At 57.3% G+C, this 15,325-nt stretch carries 17 protein-coding genes; 2 read left to right on the top strand and 15 right to left on the bottom strand.

All coding sequences use genetic code 11. The annotated features are described in order from the left end of the window. Positions 1–26: 26 nt before the first annotated feature. From tolB to ACM6IK_RS15945, 12 genes are all read right to left on the bottom strand, one after another. Complete coding sequence (gene tolB, locus ACM6IK_RS16000) at positions 27–1,307, bottom strand: Tol-Pal system beta propeller repeat protein TolB (protein ID WP_218427092.1); 1,281 nt, start codon at positions 1,305–1,307, stop codon at positions 27–29. A 17-nt stretch (positions 1,308–1,324) separates the two neighbouring features. Further along, a complete protein-coding gene (gene tolA / locus ACM6IK_RS15995) occupies positions 1,325–2,422 on the bottom strand; it encodes a cell envelope integrity protein TolA (RefSeq protein ID WP_414875094.1) in 1,098 nt (365 codons plus the stop codon). Next, on the bottom strand, positions 2,422–2,874 hold the full coding sequence (tolR, locus tag ACM6IK_RS15990; RefSeq protein WP_162135951.1) for a protein TolR: 453 nt from the start codon (positions 2,872–2,874) through the stop codon (positions 2,422–2,424). The genes tolA and tolR overlap by 1 nt, the downstream gene beginning before the upstream one ends. 23 nt (positions 2,875–2,897) lie before the next feature. Continuing rightward, positions 2,898–3,593, bottom strand: coding sequence for a protein TolQ (tolQ, locus tag ACM6IK_RS15985; protein ID WP_008147369.1), 696 nt, complete (start codon positions 3,591–3,593; stop codon positions 2,898–2,900). Beyond that, complete coding sequence (gene ybgC, locus ACM6IK_RS15980) at positions 3,583–4,050, bottom strand: tol-pal system-associated acyl-CoA thioesterase (protein ID WP_007990726.1); 468 nt, start codon at positions 4,048–4,050, stop codon at positions 3,583–3,585. The genes tolQ and ybgC overlap by 11 nt, the downstream gene beginning before the upstream one ends. Positions 4,051–4,177: 127 nt before the next feature. Further along, a complete protein-coding gene (ruvB, locus tag ACM6IK_RS15975) occupies positions 4,178–5,239 on the bottom strand; it encodes a Holliday junction branch migration DNA helicase RuvB (RefSeq protein WP_046042209.1) in 1,062 nt (353 codons plus the stop codon). Beyond that, the gene (ruvA, locus tag ACM6IK_RS15970) at positions 5,240–5,848 is read right to left on the bottom strand and encodes a Holliday junction branch migration protein RuvA (RefSeq protein WP_414875093.1); all 609 of its coding nucleotides are present in this window, start codon (positions 5,846–5,848) and stop codon (positions 5,240–5,242) included. 113 nt (positions 5,849–5,961) lie between these two features. Next, positions 5,962–6,486: a crossover junction endodeoxyribonuclease RuvC gene (gene ruvC, locus ACM6IK_RS15965; RefSeq protein WP_008015799.1), complete on the bottom strand. Its 525-nt coding sequence runs from the start codon at positions 6,484–6,486 to the stop codon at positions 5,962–5,964. Between the two features lie 133 nt (positions 6,487–6,619). Continuing rightward, on the bottom strand, positions 6,620–7,366 hold the full coding sequence (locus ACM6IK_RS15960) for a YebC/PmpR family DNA-binding transcriptional regulator (protein WP_414875092.1): 747 nt from the start codon (positions 7,364–7,366) through the stop codon (positions 6,620–6,622). Between the two features lie 128 nt (positions 7,367–7,494). Further along, positions 7,495–9,270, bottom strand: coding sequence for an aspartate--tRNA ligase (gene aspS / locus ACM6IK_RS15955; RefSeq protein WP_108215097.1), 1,776 nt, complete (start codon positions 9,268–9,270; stop codon positions 7,495–7,497). A 119-nt stretch (positions 9,271–9,389) separates the two neighbouring features. Further along, a complete protein-coding gene (locus ACM6IK_RS15950; protein WP_032829812.1) occupies positions 9,390–9,611 on the bottom strand; it encodes an FmdB family zinc ribbon protein in 222 nt (73 codons plus the stop codon). A gap of 136 nt (positions 9,612–9,747) precedes the next feature. After that, a complete protein-coding gene (locus ACM6IK_RS15945) occupies positions 9,748–10,083 on the bottom strand; it encodes a ribbon-helix-helix domain-containing protein (protein WP_414875091.1) in 336 nt (111 codons plus the stop codon). Between the two features lie 595 nt (positions 10,084–10,678). On the opposite strand from ACM6IK_RS15945, the gene ACM6IK_RS15940 reads away from it, so the two are divergent. Continuing rightward, on the top strand, positions 10,679–11,281 hold the full coding sequence (locus ACM6IK_RS15940; protein ID WP_414875090.1) for a cold shock domain-containing protein membrane protein: 603 nt from the start codon (positions 10,679–10,681) through the stop codon (positions 11,279–11,281). Between the two features lie 64 nt (positions 11,282–11,345). Here ACM6IK_RS15940 and ACM6IK_RS15935 read toward each other — a convergent pair whose 3' ends face one another. Next, positions 11,346–11,552 (bottom strand): SlyX family protein, encoded by a 207-nt coding sequence (locus ACM6IK_RS15935; protein WP_414875089.1) that lies wholly within the window; start codon positions 11,550–11,552, stop codon positions 11,346–11,348. 3 nt (positions 11,553–11,555) lie between these two features. Continuing rightward, entirely contained in the window at positions 11,556–11,981 is a 426-nt protein-coding gene (locus ACM6IK_RS15930) for an HIT domain-containing protein (protein WP_414875260.1), read from the bottom strand. 909 nt (positions 11,982–12,890) lie between these two features. Here ACM6IK_RS15930 and ACM6IK_RS15925 point away from each other — a divergent pair. Beyond that, complete coding sequence (locus tag ACM6IK_RS15925; protein ID WP_414875088.1) at positions 12,891–14,219, top strand: OprD family porin; 1,329 nt, start codon at positions 12,891–12,893, stop codon at positions 14,217–14,219. A 138-nt stretch (positions 14,220–14,357) separates the two neighbouring features. Here ACM6IK_RS15925 and ACM6IK_RS15920 read toward each other — a convergent pair whose 3' ends face one another. After that, the gene (locus ACM6IK_RS15920) at positions 14,358–15,200 is read right to left on the bottom strand and encodes a mechanosensitive ion channel family protein (protein ID WP_414875087.1); all 843 of its coding nucleotides are present in this window, start codon (positions 15,198–15,200) and stop codon (positions 14,358–14,360) included. Between the last annotated feature and the right edge of the window lie 125 nt (positions 15,201–15,325).

Here is a 15,325-nt window from a genome sequence, read left to right as displayed (position 1 = left end):
TGTTAAGTAAAACGTATAGCGCCGCGTCAGTTCAGGAAAGGGGACCAGGAAGGTTCTCTGACTTCGCCTTGTGCGGTAGGAAGCGGGAGCCTTACGCGTCCATTGATGGACACGAGCATCAAGACTCCCCGGCCCTGCTGGCGGGTTGCGTAGATTACCATGGTGCCGTTGGGCGCGACAGTGGGCGACTCGTCCAGAGTGCTATCAGTGAGGATCTTTACACTACCGCGTTGCAAGTCCTGGGCCGCCACCTTGAAATTGGTGAAGCCATCCTGACGGTGAATCATGACAAGCGTCTTTTCATCAGCCGACAGTTTAGGGTTGGCGTTGTAGTTACCGACGAACGTCACACGCTCGGCACCGCCACCACCTGCGCTGGTCTTGTAGATCTGCGGCTTGCCGCCACGGTCTGAGGTGAAGTAGATGGTCGAGCCATCCTTGCCCCAGAACGGCTCGGTGTTGATGCCAGGACCATTGGTGACGCGGGTGATCTGACGCGAGCCCAGGTTCATCACATAGATGTCCGGGTTGCCGTCTTTGGACAACACGAACGCCAGGCGATTGCCATCCGGCGACCAGGCTGGCGCACCGTTCAGGCCTTCGAAGTTGGTGATCTGCTCACGGCGACCGGTGTCGATGTTCTGCATGAAGATGCGTGGACGCTTCTGCTCGAAGGAGACATAAGCGATGCGCTTGCCGTCCGGTGCGAAACGCGGCGACAGGATCGGCTCGCGCGATTGCAGCAGGGTCACGGCGCGGGCACCGTCGTAGTCCGAACGCTGCAGGGTGTAGCGAGTGTTGTTCTCGGAGAAACGCTCGGCCGTTACGTACAGCAGGCGAGTCGAGAAGGCCCCCTTGATACCCGTGAGTTTTTCGAACGACTGGTCGGAGATGTAGTGCGCCATGTCGCGCAACTGATCGACGCCGCCCGACACGCTACCGGTCAGCACTTGCTGCTCGGTGGCCACGTTGAACAGTGCGTATTGCACCTGCAGGCGACCGCCCGCCGGCACAATGCTGCCGACCATGACGTACTGGGCACCCAGCGCCTTGAAGTCACGGAAAATGATTTCGCTGGCCTGGCTCGGCTGGCTGATCATGTTCTGCTTTGGAAGCGGCGAGTAGTAACCCGAGTTGCGCAGGTCGTTACCGATGATTTCCGCCATGTCGTCCGGCAGCACGCTACCACCCTGGAAGCCGAACGGCACAACGGCGATCGGGGTCGCCCGATCGCTGCCGCTGGTAACCAGAATGTTTTTCTCATCTGCCATCGCCATCCCTGCCATGCAGCAGATAACGACCAGCATTCCTCGTAGAAGGTTTCTCACAAGGCTAGATCCTCAGGTGTGAATGTCATCTTGAATGAACGATACGGAGCGAAATCACTCGGCTTCATTCCCTGCATTTCTGTCAAACGTCCAATATTCTTCACCGCTGCAACAGCCGAGGCGTCAAACGGACCGTCGCCACTGGACCTGGACACGCTGACCGAAGTCACCGTACCGTCCGGCAACATGCCGATTTGCAACACGACCGTCATGCCTTTGCGTGCCGAAGGTGGACGAGCCCAACCTTCCGCTGCACGCGCACGAATCAGGTCATCGAAACTGCCAGCGACTTCGTCGCCCTGCTCATCGGCCAACGCCTGCTGACGCTGCGGCGTGTCGGAAAGCAAATCTGCCAGGGCCTGGGCCTTTTTGTCTTCGGCGGACTTACGTGCCGCGTCCTGCGATTTCTTCTTCGCAGCATCGGCAGTCGCTTTCTTCTTCGCTTCCTCGGCGACTTTCTTCTTCGCCTCTTCAGCTTCAGCTTTCTTCTTGGCGTCTTCCGCGGCTTTCTTCTTCGCGTCTTCGACGATCTTCTTCTTGGCTTCTTCAGCGGCCGCTTTCTTGGCCTCTTCTTCCGCAGCTTTCTTGGCTTCTTCTTCGGCTTTCTTCTTGGCTATATCAGCCAATTGTTTCTCTTGTGCCTTCTTGGCTTCCGCGGTTTTCTTCGCGTCGTCGGCTTTCTTGGCTTCATCAGCCTTTTTCGCCTCGTCCGCTTTCTTTGCCTCGTCCGCTTTCTTCGCCTCGTCAGCCTTCTTGGCTTCTTCGGCCTTTTGAGCCGCCTCTTCTTTCTTTTGTTCCGCAGCCTTCACCGCTTCCTGCTCGACCTTTTTCTGTTCCATCTGCTCGACTTCGGTCTGACGCGCAGCAGATTTCTGCGCTTCACCGGCAATCTTCTGATTGGTCTGGGTGGTCGCCCGACTTTTCGATTTCAGTTGGTACAAGGTCGCCTGGACAATCGGCTTGGCCGGCGGCAGTTCCGGGGTAAAGGCAAAACTGACGAACAGCATGCCGAACACCAGCACGTGCAAGCCAATCGCCCAGACACTAGGCCAGAAGTAGCTTTCCGAGGCGGACGGCTCTCGCTGTTGCTGCATCAGGGCGCCTCGGTAATCAAGCCAACATTACCGACCCCGGCTTTCTGCAGCCCGCCCATGGCCCCCATGACGGAGCCGTAATCGACACTCTTGTCGCCGCGAATGAAGACCTGGGTACGCTTGCCGCCTTCGTTGCCGACGCGAATGATCTTGGTCACCGCGTCAGTCATCTGCGGCAGGGTCATGGCCCGATCCTGCTGCTTTTCGGTGTCGACTTCGCTGCCAAGGTTCCAGTAGTAGGTCTTGTCGGATTTGATGGAAATGGTCAGGACCTGGGTGTTGTTGTCCTGCGGCAAGGCTTCGCTGGAAACCTTGGGCAGATCAACTTTCACGCCCTGATTGAGCATCGGTGCGGTCACCATGAAGATGACCAGCAGCACCAACATCACGTCGATGTAAGGCACTACGTTCATCTCGGCGACCGGCTTGCGCTTTTTGCGAGCTCGAGCGATTAAAGCCATTGGAAATTACCTGCTTATTCTTCGCTGGTGTGCACTTTGCGGTGCAGGATCGCCTGGAACTCGTCGGCGAAGGTGTAGTAGCGGCCCAGCAGGGTTTCGCTGCGAGCAGCAAAACGGTTGTAAGCGATAACGGCTGGAATGGCAGCGAACAGACCGATCGCCGTGGCGATCAGTGCTTCGGCGATACCCGGGGCCACAGTGGCCAGGGTCGCTTGCTGGGCCGTCGCCAGACCACGGAAGGAGTTCATGATCCCCCAAACAGTACCGAACAGGCCGATATACGGGCTGACGGAACCGACGGTGGCCAGGAAGGGCAGGCTCTGCTCGAGCTTTTCTTCTTCGCGGGAAATGGCAACGCGCATGGCGCGGGCCACGCCTTCCATGACCGCTTCCGGGTCAACGCCTGGCTGCTGGCGCAGACGGGAGAATTCCTTGAAGCCGGCACGGAAGATTTGCTCGACACCCGAATCAGGGTCCGGGTTGCTGCCGGCCTGACGGTACAGTTTGGACAGGTCGATTCCCGACCAGAAGCGCTCTTCAAAGCTCTCCAGGGCACGTCGACCGGCGCGCAGCAGGTTGCTGCGCTGAAAGATCATGATCCACGAGGTCACCGATGCGGCTACCAGGATCAGCATTACCAGTTGCACCACGATACTGGCATTGCTGACCAGGCTCCACATGGAGGAATGGTCGACGACGTTAGCTTCCACGCTTTATCTCCTGCTTTGAGTGTGTACCCGCGCCGCTCACGTCGGCAAAGGCCGCTCGTAGAGCTTCGGGAATGGCCCGGGGTTTCAAACTTTCAGTGCGCACACAGGCCACCAGAAACTGCCCTTCGCAGAGCAGCACATTATCCGTTGCCCGCCTGACCTGCTGCTTGAAGCGCAGGCTGGCACGGTTCAATTCGATTACTTCAGCGCTTACCAGCAGTTCGTCGTCCAGTCGCGCCGGCGCGTGATAGCGCGCTTCGCTGGAATGCACGACGAACAACAGGTCCTCCCCTGCCAGCTGCGATTGGGCAAAGCCCAGATCTCGTAGCCGCTCGGTTCGAGCCCGTTCCATAAACTTGAGGTAATTAACGTAATACACGATGCCCCCCGCATCGGTGTCCTCGTAATAAACGCGACAGCGATGTGCGAAAGGCTCAAGCCCGTTTTGCGCGCGCATACTCTAGTGCTTACTCCTCAGGTTGCCAATCCGGCATGGCAACTGTTTTTCATTGTTCTGCGGCTTTCACGTGAAAGTACGGTCCTGGGACCCTACATTGCCCGAAAAAATCAGTACGTAATGTTAATTAATCGTCAGCGGCATCGAGAAACTCGTCTACCACGGGCATTTCGCCCAATCGTGACGGAATGTTTAAACCGAAATGCAGGTAGGCATGTCGCGTCACCACTCGCCCCCGTGGCGTGCGCATGATGTAGCCCTGCTGGATCAGGTAAGGCTCCAGCACGTCTTCAATGGTGTGACGCTCTTCGCTGATGGCGGCGGCCAGGCTGTCGACCCCGACTGGCCCACCGTCGAATTTCTCGATCATGGTCAACAACAGACGCCGGTCCTGGTGGTCGAAGCCACGTTCGTCGACGTCCAGCAGGTTCAGCGCCAGGTCGGCAATCGGCTTGGTGATGTGGCCCTTGGCGCGAACTTCGGCGAAGTCGCGCACCCGGCGCAGCAATCGATTAGCGATTCGTGGAGTGCCACGGGCACGGCGGGCGATTTCGAAAGCACCTTCCGGATCCAGCGGCAAACCAAGGATGCTTGCCGAGCGGCTGACAATTGTCGACAGATCGGCGGTGTTGTAGAACTCCAGGCGCTGGACAATCCCGAAACGGTCTCGCAACGGATTGGTCAGCATCCCCGCCCGCGTCGTTGCGCCAACCAGGGTGAACGGCGGCAGGTCCAGCTTGATCGAGCGCGCGGCCGGGCCCTCACCGATCATGATGTCGAGCTGGAAATCCTCCATGGCCGGGTACAGTACCTCTTCGACAATCGGCGACAACCGATGGATTTCGTCGATAAACAGAACGTCGTGAGGCTCCAGGTTGGTCAGCAGCGCTGCCAGGTCACCTGGACGCTCCAGCACCGGCCCCGAGGTGCTCTTGATCGACACGCCCATTTCCTGGGCGATGATGTTGGCGAGGGTGGTCTTGCCCAGGCCGGGAGGCCCGAAGATCAGCGTGTGATCCAGGGACTCGTTCCGACCGCGAGCGGCTTGAATGAACAACTCCATCTGCTCGCGAACGGTCGGCTGGCCAATGTATTCGGCCAGGCTGACCGGGCGAATCGCCCGATCCTGGACTTCTTCGCGCTCACGCGGACTGTGCGTGGCAGCGATGAGACGATCAGCTTCAATCACTTAGATCATTCCCTTCAAGGCGCGGCGGATCATGTCTTCGCTGCTCAAACCTTTCACTTTGATTGCAGAAACCGCCTTGCTCGCTTCCTGGGGCTTGTAGCCCAGGGAAATCAAGGCGCTGACGGCATCAGTCTCGGCAGTGTTCACCGGAGCCGGTCCATCCGGCTGGTTCGGCACCAGGGCGAACATGGCCGGTACGGTTTCCCAGGCCTTGAAGCGATCCTTGAGTTCCACCAGCAAGCGTTCGGCGGTTTTCTTGCCGACGCCCGGGACCTTGGTCAGCGCCGACGTGTCCTGGGACTGTACGCAACGAACCAGTTCGTCGACCTCCAGGCTCGACATCAAGGCCAGTGCCAGTTTCGGCCCGACGCCGTTGAGGCGGATCAACTCGCGGAAAAAGTCGCGCTCACGCTTGCCGACAAAACCATAGAGCAACTGTGCGTCTTCGCGCACGACCAAATGGGTGTGCAAGGTCAGCGGTTCACCGACCGACGGCAAGCGGTAAAGGGTCGTCATGGGCACTTCAAGTTCATAGCCCAGGCCATTTACATCCAGAATCAGATGCGGAGGCTGCTTCTCAGCCAGGGTGCCGCGCAAACGTCCAATCACGTTACAAATCCTTGAGCGTTGGCCAGCTCTGGGCCAGCGACTGATAGAGCGAGGGAATGCCGCCGATAACCAGGCGAAACACCCCCGTTCCATGAAAATGATTGTTGATGCTATCAGAGACGCAGGCGCCCGCCACGACTGCGTGCTGCGCCCAGACCATGGGGCAACAGGCTGGAGCGTGTATGAGCATGGCAGATGGCAATGGCCAGGGCGTCCGAGGCATCGATCTGCGGTTTGCTGGTGAGCTTGAGCATGTGCATCACCATCATCTGCACCTGCTCCTTATTGGCCGCGCCGGTGCCTACGACCGCCTGCTTGACCTGGGTTGCGGTGTATTCGGCAATTTCCAGGCTTTCCTCGGCACCTGCCACGATCGCTGCGCCACGGGCCTGCCCCAGTTTCAGGGCGGAGTCGGCGTTACGGGCCATGAACACCTTTTCGATCCCCATGGTCACCGGATGGTAAGTCTGAATGATCTCCCGCACCCCGCGATAGACTATCTGCAGTCGCTCATGCAGCTCGCCGGCACCGGTGCGGATACAACCGGAGGCGACGTACTCACAGCCACGGCCGGTATCACGAACCACACCGTAACCGGTGATGCGCGAACCGGGGTCGATACCAAGAATTAAAGTCATAACGCCTGCAAAGCTGATGCGAATGTCCGAGGGAACTGTAGGAGCTGGCTTGCCAGCGAAGAGGCCCTTTGAACTTGTGTAAGTCTCGAGGCCGCCTTCGCTGGCAAGCCAGCGCCTACAATGGCAGTGGCGATCAGCCTAGTTGTTGGGCGACCGACTCCGGGATGTCCGCGTTGGAATAGACGTTTTGCACGTCGTCCAGGTCTTCGAGCATGTCGATCAGCTTGAGGACTTTCTCGGCGCCTTCCAGATCGAGTTCGGCGCTGGTGGTCGGCAACATGACGATTTCCGCGTCGTCACCTTTGAAACCCGCCGCTTCCAGTGCGTTACGCACGGAATAGAACCCGGCAAACGAGGTGAATACGTCGATAGAACCGTCTTCGTTGGTCACCACGTCATCAGCGTCGGCTTCCATGGCCGCTTCCATCAGTGCGTCTTCGTCAACACCGGCCGCGAAGGAGATCTGTCCCTTGCGTTCGAACAGATAGGCCACCGAACCGTCAGTGCCGAGGTTGCCGCCGCATTTGCTGAACGCGTGACGAACAGCGGCCGCAGTACGGTTACGGTTATCGGTCATGCACTCGACCATCACCGCGACGCCACCGGGGCCGTAGCCTTCGTAGGTCAGTTCGACCATGTCGTCGGTATCGGCGGCACCGGCACCACGAGCGACCGCCCGATCAATGATGTCGCGGCTCATGTTCGCGCCAAGGGCCTTGTCCAATGCCAGGCGCAGACGCGGGTTGGAACCTGGATCACCGCCGCCCTGACGAGCCGCGACGGTCAGTTCACGAATCCACTTGGTGAAAATCTTGCCTTTTTTGGCATCCTGACGTTCTTTGCGGTGCTTGATGTTCGCCCACTTGGAATGACCTGCCATAACTCGCTCCGAATTCTCTTTGAAACATTGCCCGCTGCGCTGCATTGCGCCGGCCGACAAACAAAAATCTTGAACTGCTCTGCCTATAAAGAAAAGGCGCATCCACAGATGCGCCCTTCAGGTCAGCCTTACTCGGCCTTAGGCGTTTCGCGCAGGCGAATGTGCAGCTCGCGCAATGCCTTGGCATCCACCTGACCCGGTGCCTGAGTCATGACGTCCGCCGCGCTCTGGGTTTTCGGGAAGGCGATCACTTCACGGATCGACTGGGCGCCGGTCATCAGCATTACCAGACGGTCCAGACCGAAGGCCAGGCCACCGTGCGGCGGTGCGCCGTATTTCAGGGCGTCGAGCAGGAAGCCGAATTTCTCTTCCTGTTCCGCTTCGTTGATGCCCAGCAGGCGGAACACCGACTGCTGCATCTCTTTGCGGTGGATACGGATCGAACCGCCACCCAGTTCGGTGCCGTTCAACACCATGTCGTAGGCACGGGACAGAGCGCCAGCCGGGTTGGCTTCCAGCTCTTGCGGGGTGCACTTCGGTGCGGTGAACGGGTGGTGCAAGGCAGTGAAGCTGCCGTCGTCGTTTTCTTCGAACATCGGGAAGTCGACGACCCACATTGGCGCCCACTTGCAGGTCAGCAGGTCCAGGTCGTGGCCCAGCTTGATCCGCAGCGCGCCCAGGGCTTCGCTGACGATCTTCGCCTTGTCGGCGCCGAAGAACACGATATCGCCGTCGACCGCACCGACGCGATCGAGGATCACATTCAGGTTGGCTTCAGGGATGTTTTTCACGATCGGCGATTGCAGACCTTCAACACCGGCAGCGCGCTCGTTGACCTTGATGTACGCCAGGCCCTTGGCACCGTAGATGCCGACGAACTTGGTGTAATCGTCGATCTGCTTGCGCGGCATGCTTGCCCCGCCAGGTACGCGCAAGGCGGCGATGCGGCATTTCGGGTCGTTGGCCGGACCGCTGAACACCTTGAAATCGACTTCCTTGAGCTGATCGGCCACGTCCACCAGTTCCAGCGGGTTACGCAGGTCTGGCTTGTCGGAACCGTAGCGGCGCATGGCTTCTTCGAAGGTCATGTGCGGGAAATCGCCGAACTCCAGATCCAGCACTTCCTTGAACAGATTGCGGATCATTTGCTCGGTCAGGCCCATGATCTCTTTTTCATCGAGGAAGCTGGTCTCGATGTCGATCTGGGTGAATTCCGGCTGACGGTCGGCGCGCAGGTCTTCGTCACGGAAGCACTTGGCGATCTGGTAGTAACGGTCGAAGCCGGCCACCATCAGCAGTTGCTTGAACAGCTGCGGCGATTGCGGCAGGGCGAAGAACGAACCGGCGTGAGTACGGCTCGGCACCAGGTAGTCGCGCGCGCCTTCAGGGGTGGCACGGGTCAGGATCGGCGTCTCGACGTCGAGGAAGCCGTTCTCGTCCAGGAAGCGGCGGATACTGGTGGTCATGCGCGAACGCAGGCGCAGCTTCTCGGCCATTTCCGGGCGACGCAGGTCGAGGAAGCGATAGCGCAGGCGGGTTTCTTCGCCGACGTCGGAGAACTCGTTCAACGGGAACGGCGGGGTTTCCGATTCGTTCAGCACTTCCAGCTCATAGCCGAGGACTTCGATCATGCCCGACGCCATGTTCGCGTTGGTCGCACCGGCCGGACGCAGGCGAACCTTGCCGGTGATTTTCACGACGTACTCGCTACGCACGCGATCGGCTGCGGCGAAGGTTTCAGCGCGGTCCGGATCGAACACGACCTGGGCCAGACCATCACGATCACGGATATCGAGGAAAATCACCCCACCGTGGTCACGGCGACGGTGGACCCATCCGCAAAGGGTAATTTCCTGGCCGTCCAGGCTTTCGTTCAGTTGGCCGCAATAATGGCTGCGCATCATGGTCGTGGTTTCACTTCTCGTAATTCGAAATTCGGTGGAGATCCTGCAGCAGCCCCGCCTTTAAAAAAGTCGCCGGGTGATGCAAGAGCACGCGTGTCGTTCAACTCAGGTTCCAGACCTTAGTCAGCTTTGTCGCCGCCGGCCAGGTTCTTCTTGGAACCGGTCTTGAAATCGGTTTCGTACCAACCCGTGCCGCTGAGGCGGAAGCCCGGCATGGACAGCAACTTTTTAAGCTCTGGCGCCTGACAGGCAGGGCAGTCGACCAGCGGTGCATCGCTGATCTTTTGAATGGCTTCCAACTGATGACCACAGGAAGCACATTGATAATCGTACATCGGCATGGAGGTTGTCTCGGCGATCAGATTGCTACCGCACACGCAGGGTTTTGCGGCAAAGAGCGGGATTATATCCATTAAATGCGGCCTGTGCAGCCGTAAGACTGCACAGACCGACACTCTGCTGCTTTCGCCGCCCAGGCTAGGCCATGACGTCGCCCCCGCCTTCCTTGAGGCTGTGCACGACACAGACAACCCGTACCAACCCACTGAAGTTCCTTACCCCGCCGTGACGCAAGTGAACTTCACGATCCACGTGAGATAACAGACTACTGACCGAGCAGCCATTGGCCCGGGCCATCTCCCCCAAAATATCCCAATAAATCTGTTCAAGCCGCAAACAGGTGGCGAAGCCATTCAATCGTACGGAGCGGGACAAGGGCTGGGCCAGCCCCATATCGAACTCGCGAACAAACGGATCGACCTTTACATCCCTGTGCGAACCGTATCGCCCCTCTTCTTGCCGTTCATAAACCATAACGCTGACACTCCTTTGCCATCCTGGTTTCGTTAAGAGCAATTGCCTGTCGACATATAAAAACGCAGGCGCAGAGGTATAGCCAGACGACTTCCTGACCTTCGACGTAGGACAAGCCAACAACTCTTGGCAGATCCTGGAGAACGTCCTACTCCGGACAATTTCCCACGCAGTGAAGTGACGCCCCCTTCAGAAACACAGGATTGAATGGCGTAGGAAAGAAGAGCGCGAACACTAAGAAACACCCACTGAAAGATTTAGCCAATCGGCTGTATCGACCGATTGAATCCCCCCCTAAAGGTGATGGGCTTCATCCAACAGGCACCCAACCTCTCTAGCAAGCCTGTCGTCGCATCACAGCCTCTGAACTTCGACCAACCCGCGGCAAATTGCCTCAAACGAGCCGCCGGACGCCCTGATTTGAGTAGCCTGCGGCTTTGCTGTTAAATAGGCAGCGTGTCGCCAGTGCCTATTTTTTCCGGGCACGGCGCATAGGCTGATACCGGGTACGTGTCCAACGCCTCTTTATTATCTTGAAGCGAACCGTGCGCCATCAGCTCTTCCTTGTGAACTGTCTTAACGTGAGTTAATCAAAATGTTGAAAATCGTCCATCTACTGATAGGCGCAGCGGCCTTGCTGCTGTCCTTCGTCCCTAGCCTGCAATCCGAAGCCTTACCTTACCTGCAACAACCTGATGCGCTGTACCTGGCCTTTTTCGGCCTGCTCAACCTCACGCTTGCACCTGTCATCCCTTACTGGAACAAAGGTCCGCGCCACCAGCTGCAAAACCTGGTCAGCGCCCTGCTCGTTCTGGCGGTAGTCCTGCAAACCCTGACACTGATCGCACCGATGCCTGTCATCGCCGGTCAACCCGCCGTTCTGTTCAGCCTGGTCGCAACCTTCATCGCTGTTGTCCTGCATCTGGGCATCAGCTTCTACAAATCGTCACCGGCAGCCACCTCGCCAAGCTACGACATGAGCAACCGCGATACCGGCACCGTCAAATGGTTCAACACATCCAAAGGCTTCGGCTTTATTTCCCGCGACTCCGGCGACGATATCTTCGTCCACTTCCGGGCCATTCGCGGTGAAGGTCACCGCGTCCTGGTAGAAGGCCAGCGCGTGGAGTTCTCTGTCATGAATCGTGACAAGGGCCTGCAAGCCGAAGATGTGATCGCCGCGCTGCCGCGCCGCTGATTCAAGGCTAAAAAAAACCGCGTACAGCCGAGCTGTCCGCGGTTTTTTCATGCCTGCGATTTATTTAATAGTGGGGCGGCGGCGCGTCTTCTTCGAATGACTCGAACTGGCCGACCATTTCCTCCTGCCGCTTGAGCAGCGCAGCCATTTGCAGCTGCAGGCGCTCGACCACCCGCTGCTGCGCCACCAGCACATCGTTCAACGCCTGGATGGTGTCATCCTGAAACGCCAGACGGCTTTCAAGTTCGGTAACGCGTTCTTCCAGGCTCATGATTCAGCCCTCCAGAAACGTAAAATCATCGGTCAAAATCAAGCGCAAACGTTCGCGAATCGCGGCGATCTGCTCCGAACCGTAGGGTTTTGCCGGGTGCTTACCCCAAACTGGCGCTGGCCAGGCGGCATCTTCGCGCTTGCGCACAATCACATGCATGTGCAACTGACTCACGACATTGCCCAGCGCCGCCACATTCAACTTGTCCGCATCGAACGAGTCCTTGAGCACTTGCGAAAGCACAGTTGTTTCCTGCCAAAGCTGTTGCTGATCTGCGACATCCAACTGAAATATCTCACTGATAGCCTCGCGACGAGGTACCAGGATGAACCAGGGATAGTTCGAATCGTTGGACAGCAGCAACCGGCAGAGCGGAAAGTCCCCGATCGGTAACGTATCTTGTTGAAGTCGTGGATCTAAAGCGAACACTGTGCGCACTCCCGCCGGATCATCATTTTTCAGCTTAGCGCTCATCCTGACGGGACGGCGCGCCAAACGACCGGACGGCAGCATACCTGCGAACGTCGCATGCTTCACGACGAACCTTGCACAGAGGTCACCAGCGCCTGCAAAAAGCTGACACCCCGCCCCCGAATGAGACATTTTTCGCTGCTACGCACCACTACAGCACCGATCGGCCGCGAAAAACCGCCGAAATGACTGATTAACAACGAAGAGTTCGCGCCAGACACGCGATCAACAGGAATGAATTCAGTACCAGACTAAAAAATTTCGCACCAAAACCGCACAGCGGGTCTACGCTGTGTGCTTCGACATCCGCCTTTTACTCAGCGGCGGGGTGAACCGGTAACATTTTTGCTTATAAGACAGTCGCCCAGAAGGGTGCAACATGATGCCAGGCAAGGCGTCAAGCTCAAACTAAACGCGCTTGCCCCCGGTTTTATGAGGTGTTTGCAGCATCAGATTGTCATTTGAAAAAAATTGCAACGAAACTGAAATTTGTGCACGATTGTTGCAGACATACTCAACATCACCTGATGTGACACCCGCTGGAAGCGGAAGTCTTCAGGCAAAAAAAGACAGCGGCAAGGTAGCCCGATGGAGATTCAAACGTTTCACCAGGACTCTTTTTACCGGCGCCAAGGCTCGAAAAACAGCATTAACGTTGTCAGCCCGGTTGCGCTGGAGCTGGAAATTTGCGACATCTACCTCGCTGTTTGCGACAGGGTCGTAAAGAAGGCGAAAGGTTAGATACGCAAGTATCGCCAACATTGTCGGCGTGATATAAGTTTGCGCCGACACAAAAAGAAAGAGCCGCCCAGATAAAAAAACAGGTGGGACGGCAGTACTCTTCTAAAACCAAAGGAGCAAATCACGATGCGCGTGATGAAGTGGAGCATGATCGCACTGGCAGTTGCAGCAGCAGCCAGTACTCAGTTGGCAGTAGCCGCACCTTTCGTAAGCGACCAGGCCGAAGCCAAAGGTTTCGTTGAAGACAGCAAACTCGATCTGCTGGTTCGCAACTACTACTACAACCGTAACAAGAAAGACGGCGCAGTCGATGACAAAGACTGGACCCAGGGCATTCAGGGCATGTACAGCTCTGGCTACACCCAAGGTCTGATCGGTGTTGGCGTTGAAGCTTGGGGCCAACTGGCCATTAAGCTGGACGGTTCCGACAAATACGCAGGCTCCGGTAACATGTCCGTGGACGGTGATGGCCAGGTCAACAACAACCAGGGCAAAGCCGGCGCTGCCGCCAAGTTCCGCATCTCCAAGACCGAACTGAAAGTCGGCGACATGCAGCCAAGCACCTCTCCAGTGTTCGCTGTAGGCGGTTCCCGTATCCTTCACCAAACTGCCAGCGGTATCCAACTGCAGAGCAGCGAAGTTACAGACCTCGACCTCGAAGCCGGTCACTTCTACTCGGCAACCAGCCAGGACAGCAACGCCCGTGACGGCGACCTGTGGGCTACTTACGCTGGCGTGCAAGCCAACTCCATCGACTACTTCGGCGGCAAGTATGGCATTACCCCAGACCTGAGTGTTTCGCTCTACGGTGCCAAGCTCGAAGACGTCTGGAACCAGTACTACGCCAACGCGAACTACACCCTCGCACTGGGCGGTGACAACTCGATCAACTTCGACGGTAACATCTACAACACTCAGGATACCGGTAACGCTAAAGCAGGCGAAATCAGCAACACCGCCTACTCCCTGGCTGCTGCTTACTCGTTCCTGAAAGCACACACCGTGACCCTGGGCTTCCAGAAGGTCAACGGCGATACCCCGTTCGACTACATCGGTGTGGGTAAAAACAACCGCGGTGGCGACTCGATCTTCCTCGCCAACTCCATTCAGTACTCTGACTTCAACGCTCCGGGCGAGAAGTCGGTACAAGCCCGTTACGACCTGAAAATGGCCGAGTACGGCGTACCTGGCCTGAGCTTCATGGTCCGTTACGTGAATGGTTGGAACATCGACGGTACCAACACTCCAGCGAACAGCCCCTACGCCGGCCTGTACGGTGCAGACGGCAAACACCACGAAACCAACGTGGAAGCCAAGTACGTCATTCAAACCGGCCCAGCCAAAGATCTGTCGTTCCGCATCCGTCAAGCATGGCACTCTGCCAACACTGACGAAGGCGAAGGCGATATCTCTGAGTTCCGCCTGATCACCGACTACCCACTCAACATTCTGTAATCGCAGAAAGTTAGTTCGCGGTAATCAAAAAAAGGCCCATCTTCGGATGGGCCTTTTTCGTTGTCTGCTGTACAACATTTAACCAAACAGACTCTACAGTACATGCCTGACCAAGAAGCCAGGCACTAACCGCCCCCCTTACTGCACCGCCGACTCCTGAACCACACGAATAACCCGCTGTGGAAATGGAATATCAATGCCCGCCTCTCTCAGGCGATCACGGGACAGTTCGTTGAACATGAACATCACATCCCAATAATCCGCGGTCTTCACCCAAACACGCAGGGAAACAGTGATAGAACTGTCGCCCAATGTCGATATGACTGCCTGAGGCGCCGGATCAATCAATACACGCGGATCCTTGGCCAGTTCCAGCAACACTTCTCGGGCTCTCTGCAAGTCCGCTTCGTAATCGACGCCTACATCAAACACGACTTTGCGGGTCGGTTGACGATTGGTGTTGGTGATGATGCCATTTGACAGATTGCCGTTAGGCACGATGATGGTCTTGTTGTCACCGGTACGCAGTACGGTATGGAAAATCTGGATGCTGTCGACAGTACCGGCAATACCCTGAGCCTCGATCCAGTCACCAATACGAAACGGACGGAACAGCAAAATCAGCACGCCACCTGCGAAGTTCGCCAGGCTGCCCTGCAACGCCAAGCCAATGGCCAGACCCGCCGCACCAATTGCCGCAACGAATGATGTGGTTTCCACCCCGATCATCGAGGCCACGCTGACGATCAGCAAGATCTTGAGGATGATGTTTGCCAGGCTACTGATAAAGCCCTGCAGCGCCAGGTCGGCATTACGCAATGCAATCAGGCCGCCGAGCTTTTTCGTGACCTTGTTGATCAGCCACCAGCCAATGGCCAGGGTAATGACCGCCAGCAGTACACGGCTGCCGTATTCCATGATCATCGGGATCCAGGTTTGGGATACCTTGACCAGATTGTCTACCTCGGCATTTAAGTCCATCTACTCTCTCCTGTTTTCCGGCTACCCGGCCTGCGTAAAAAAGCGGCAGAAAGATCGAACCACGACGGGCTAAATCGTTTCTGCCGTTGCTTGGATCTGCGACGTCGTAAACGCCAAGAGGTTCC

The sequence above is a fragment of the Pseudomonas sp. IT-196MI5 genome, assembly GCF_949767415.1.
GTDB lineage: Bacteria > Pseudomonadota > Gammaproteobacteria > Pseudomonadales > Pseudomonadaceae > Aquipseudomonas.
Note: the sequence above shows the minus strand (reverse complement) of the source record. Positions and strands in the feature narration are given on the sequence as shown.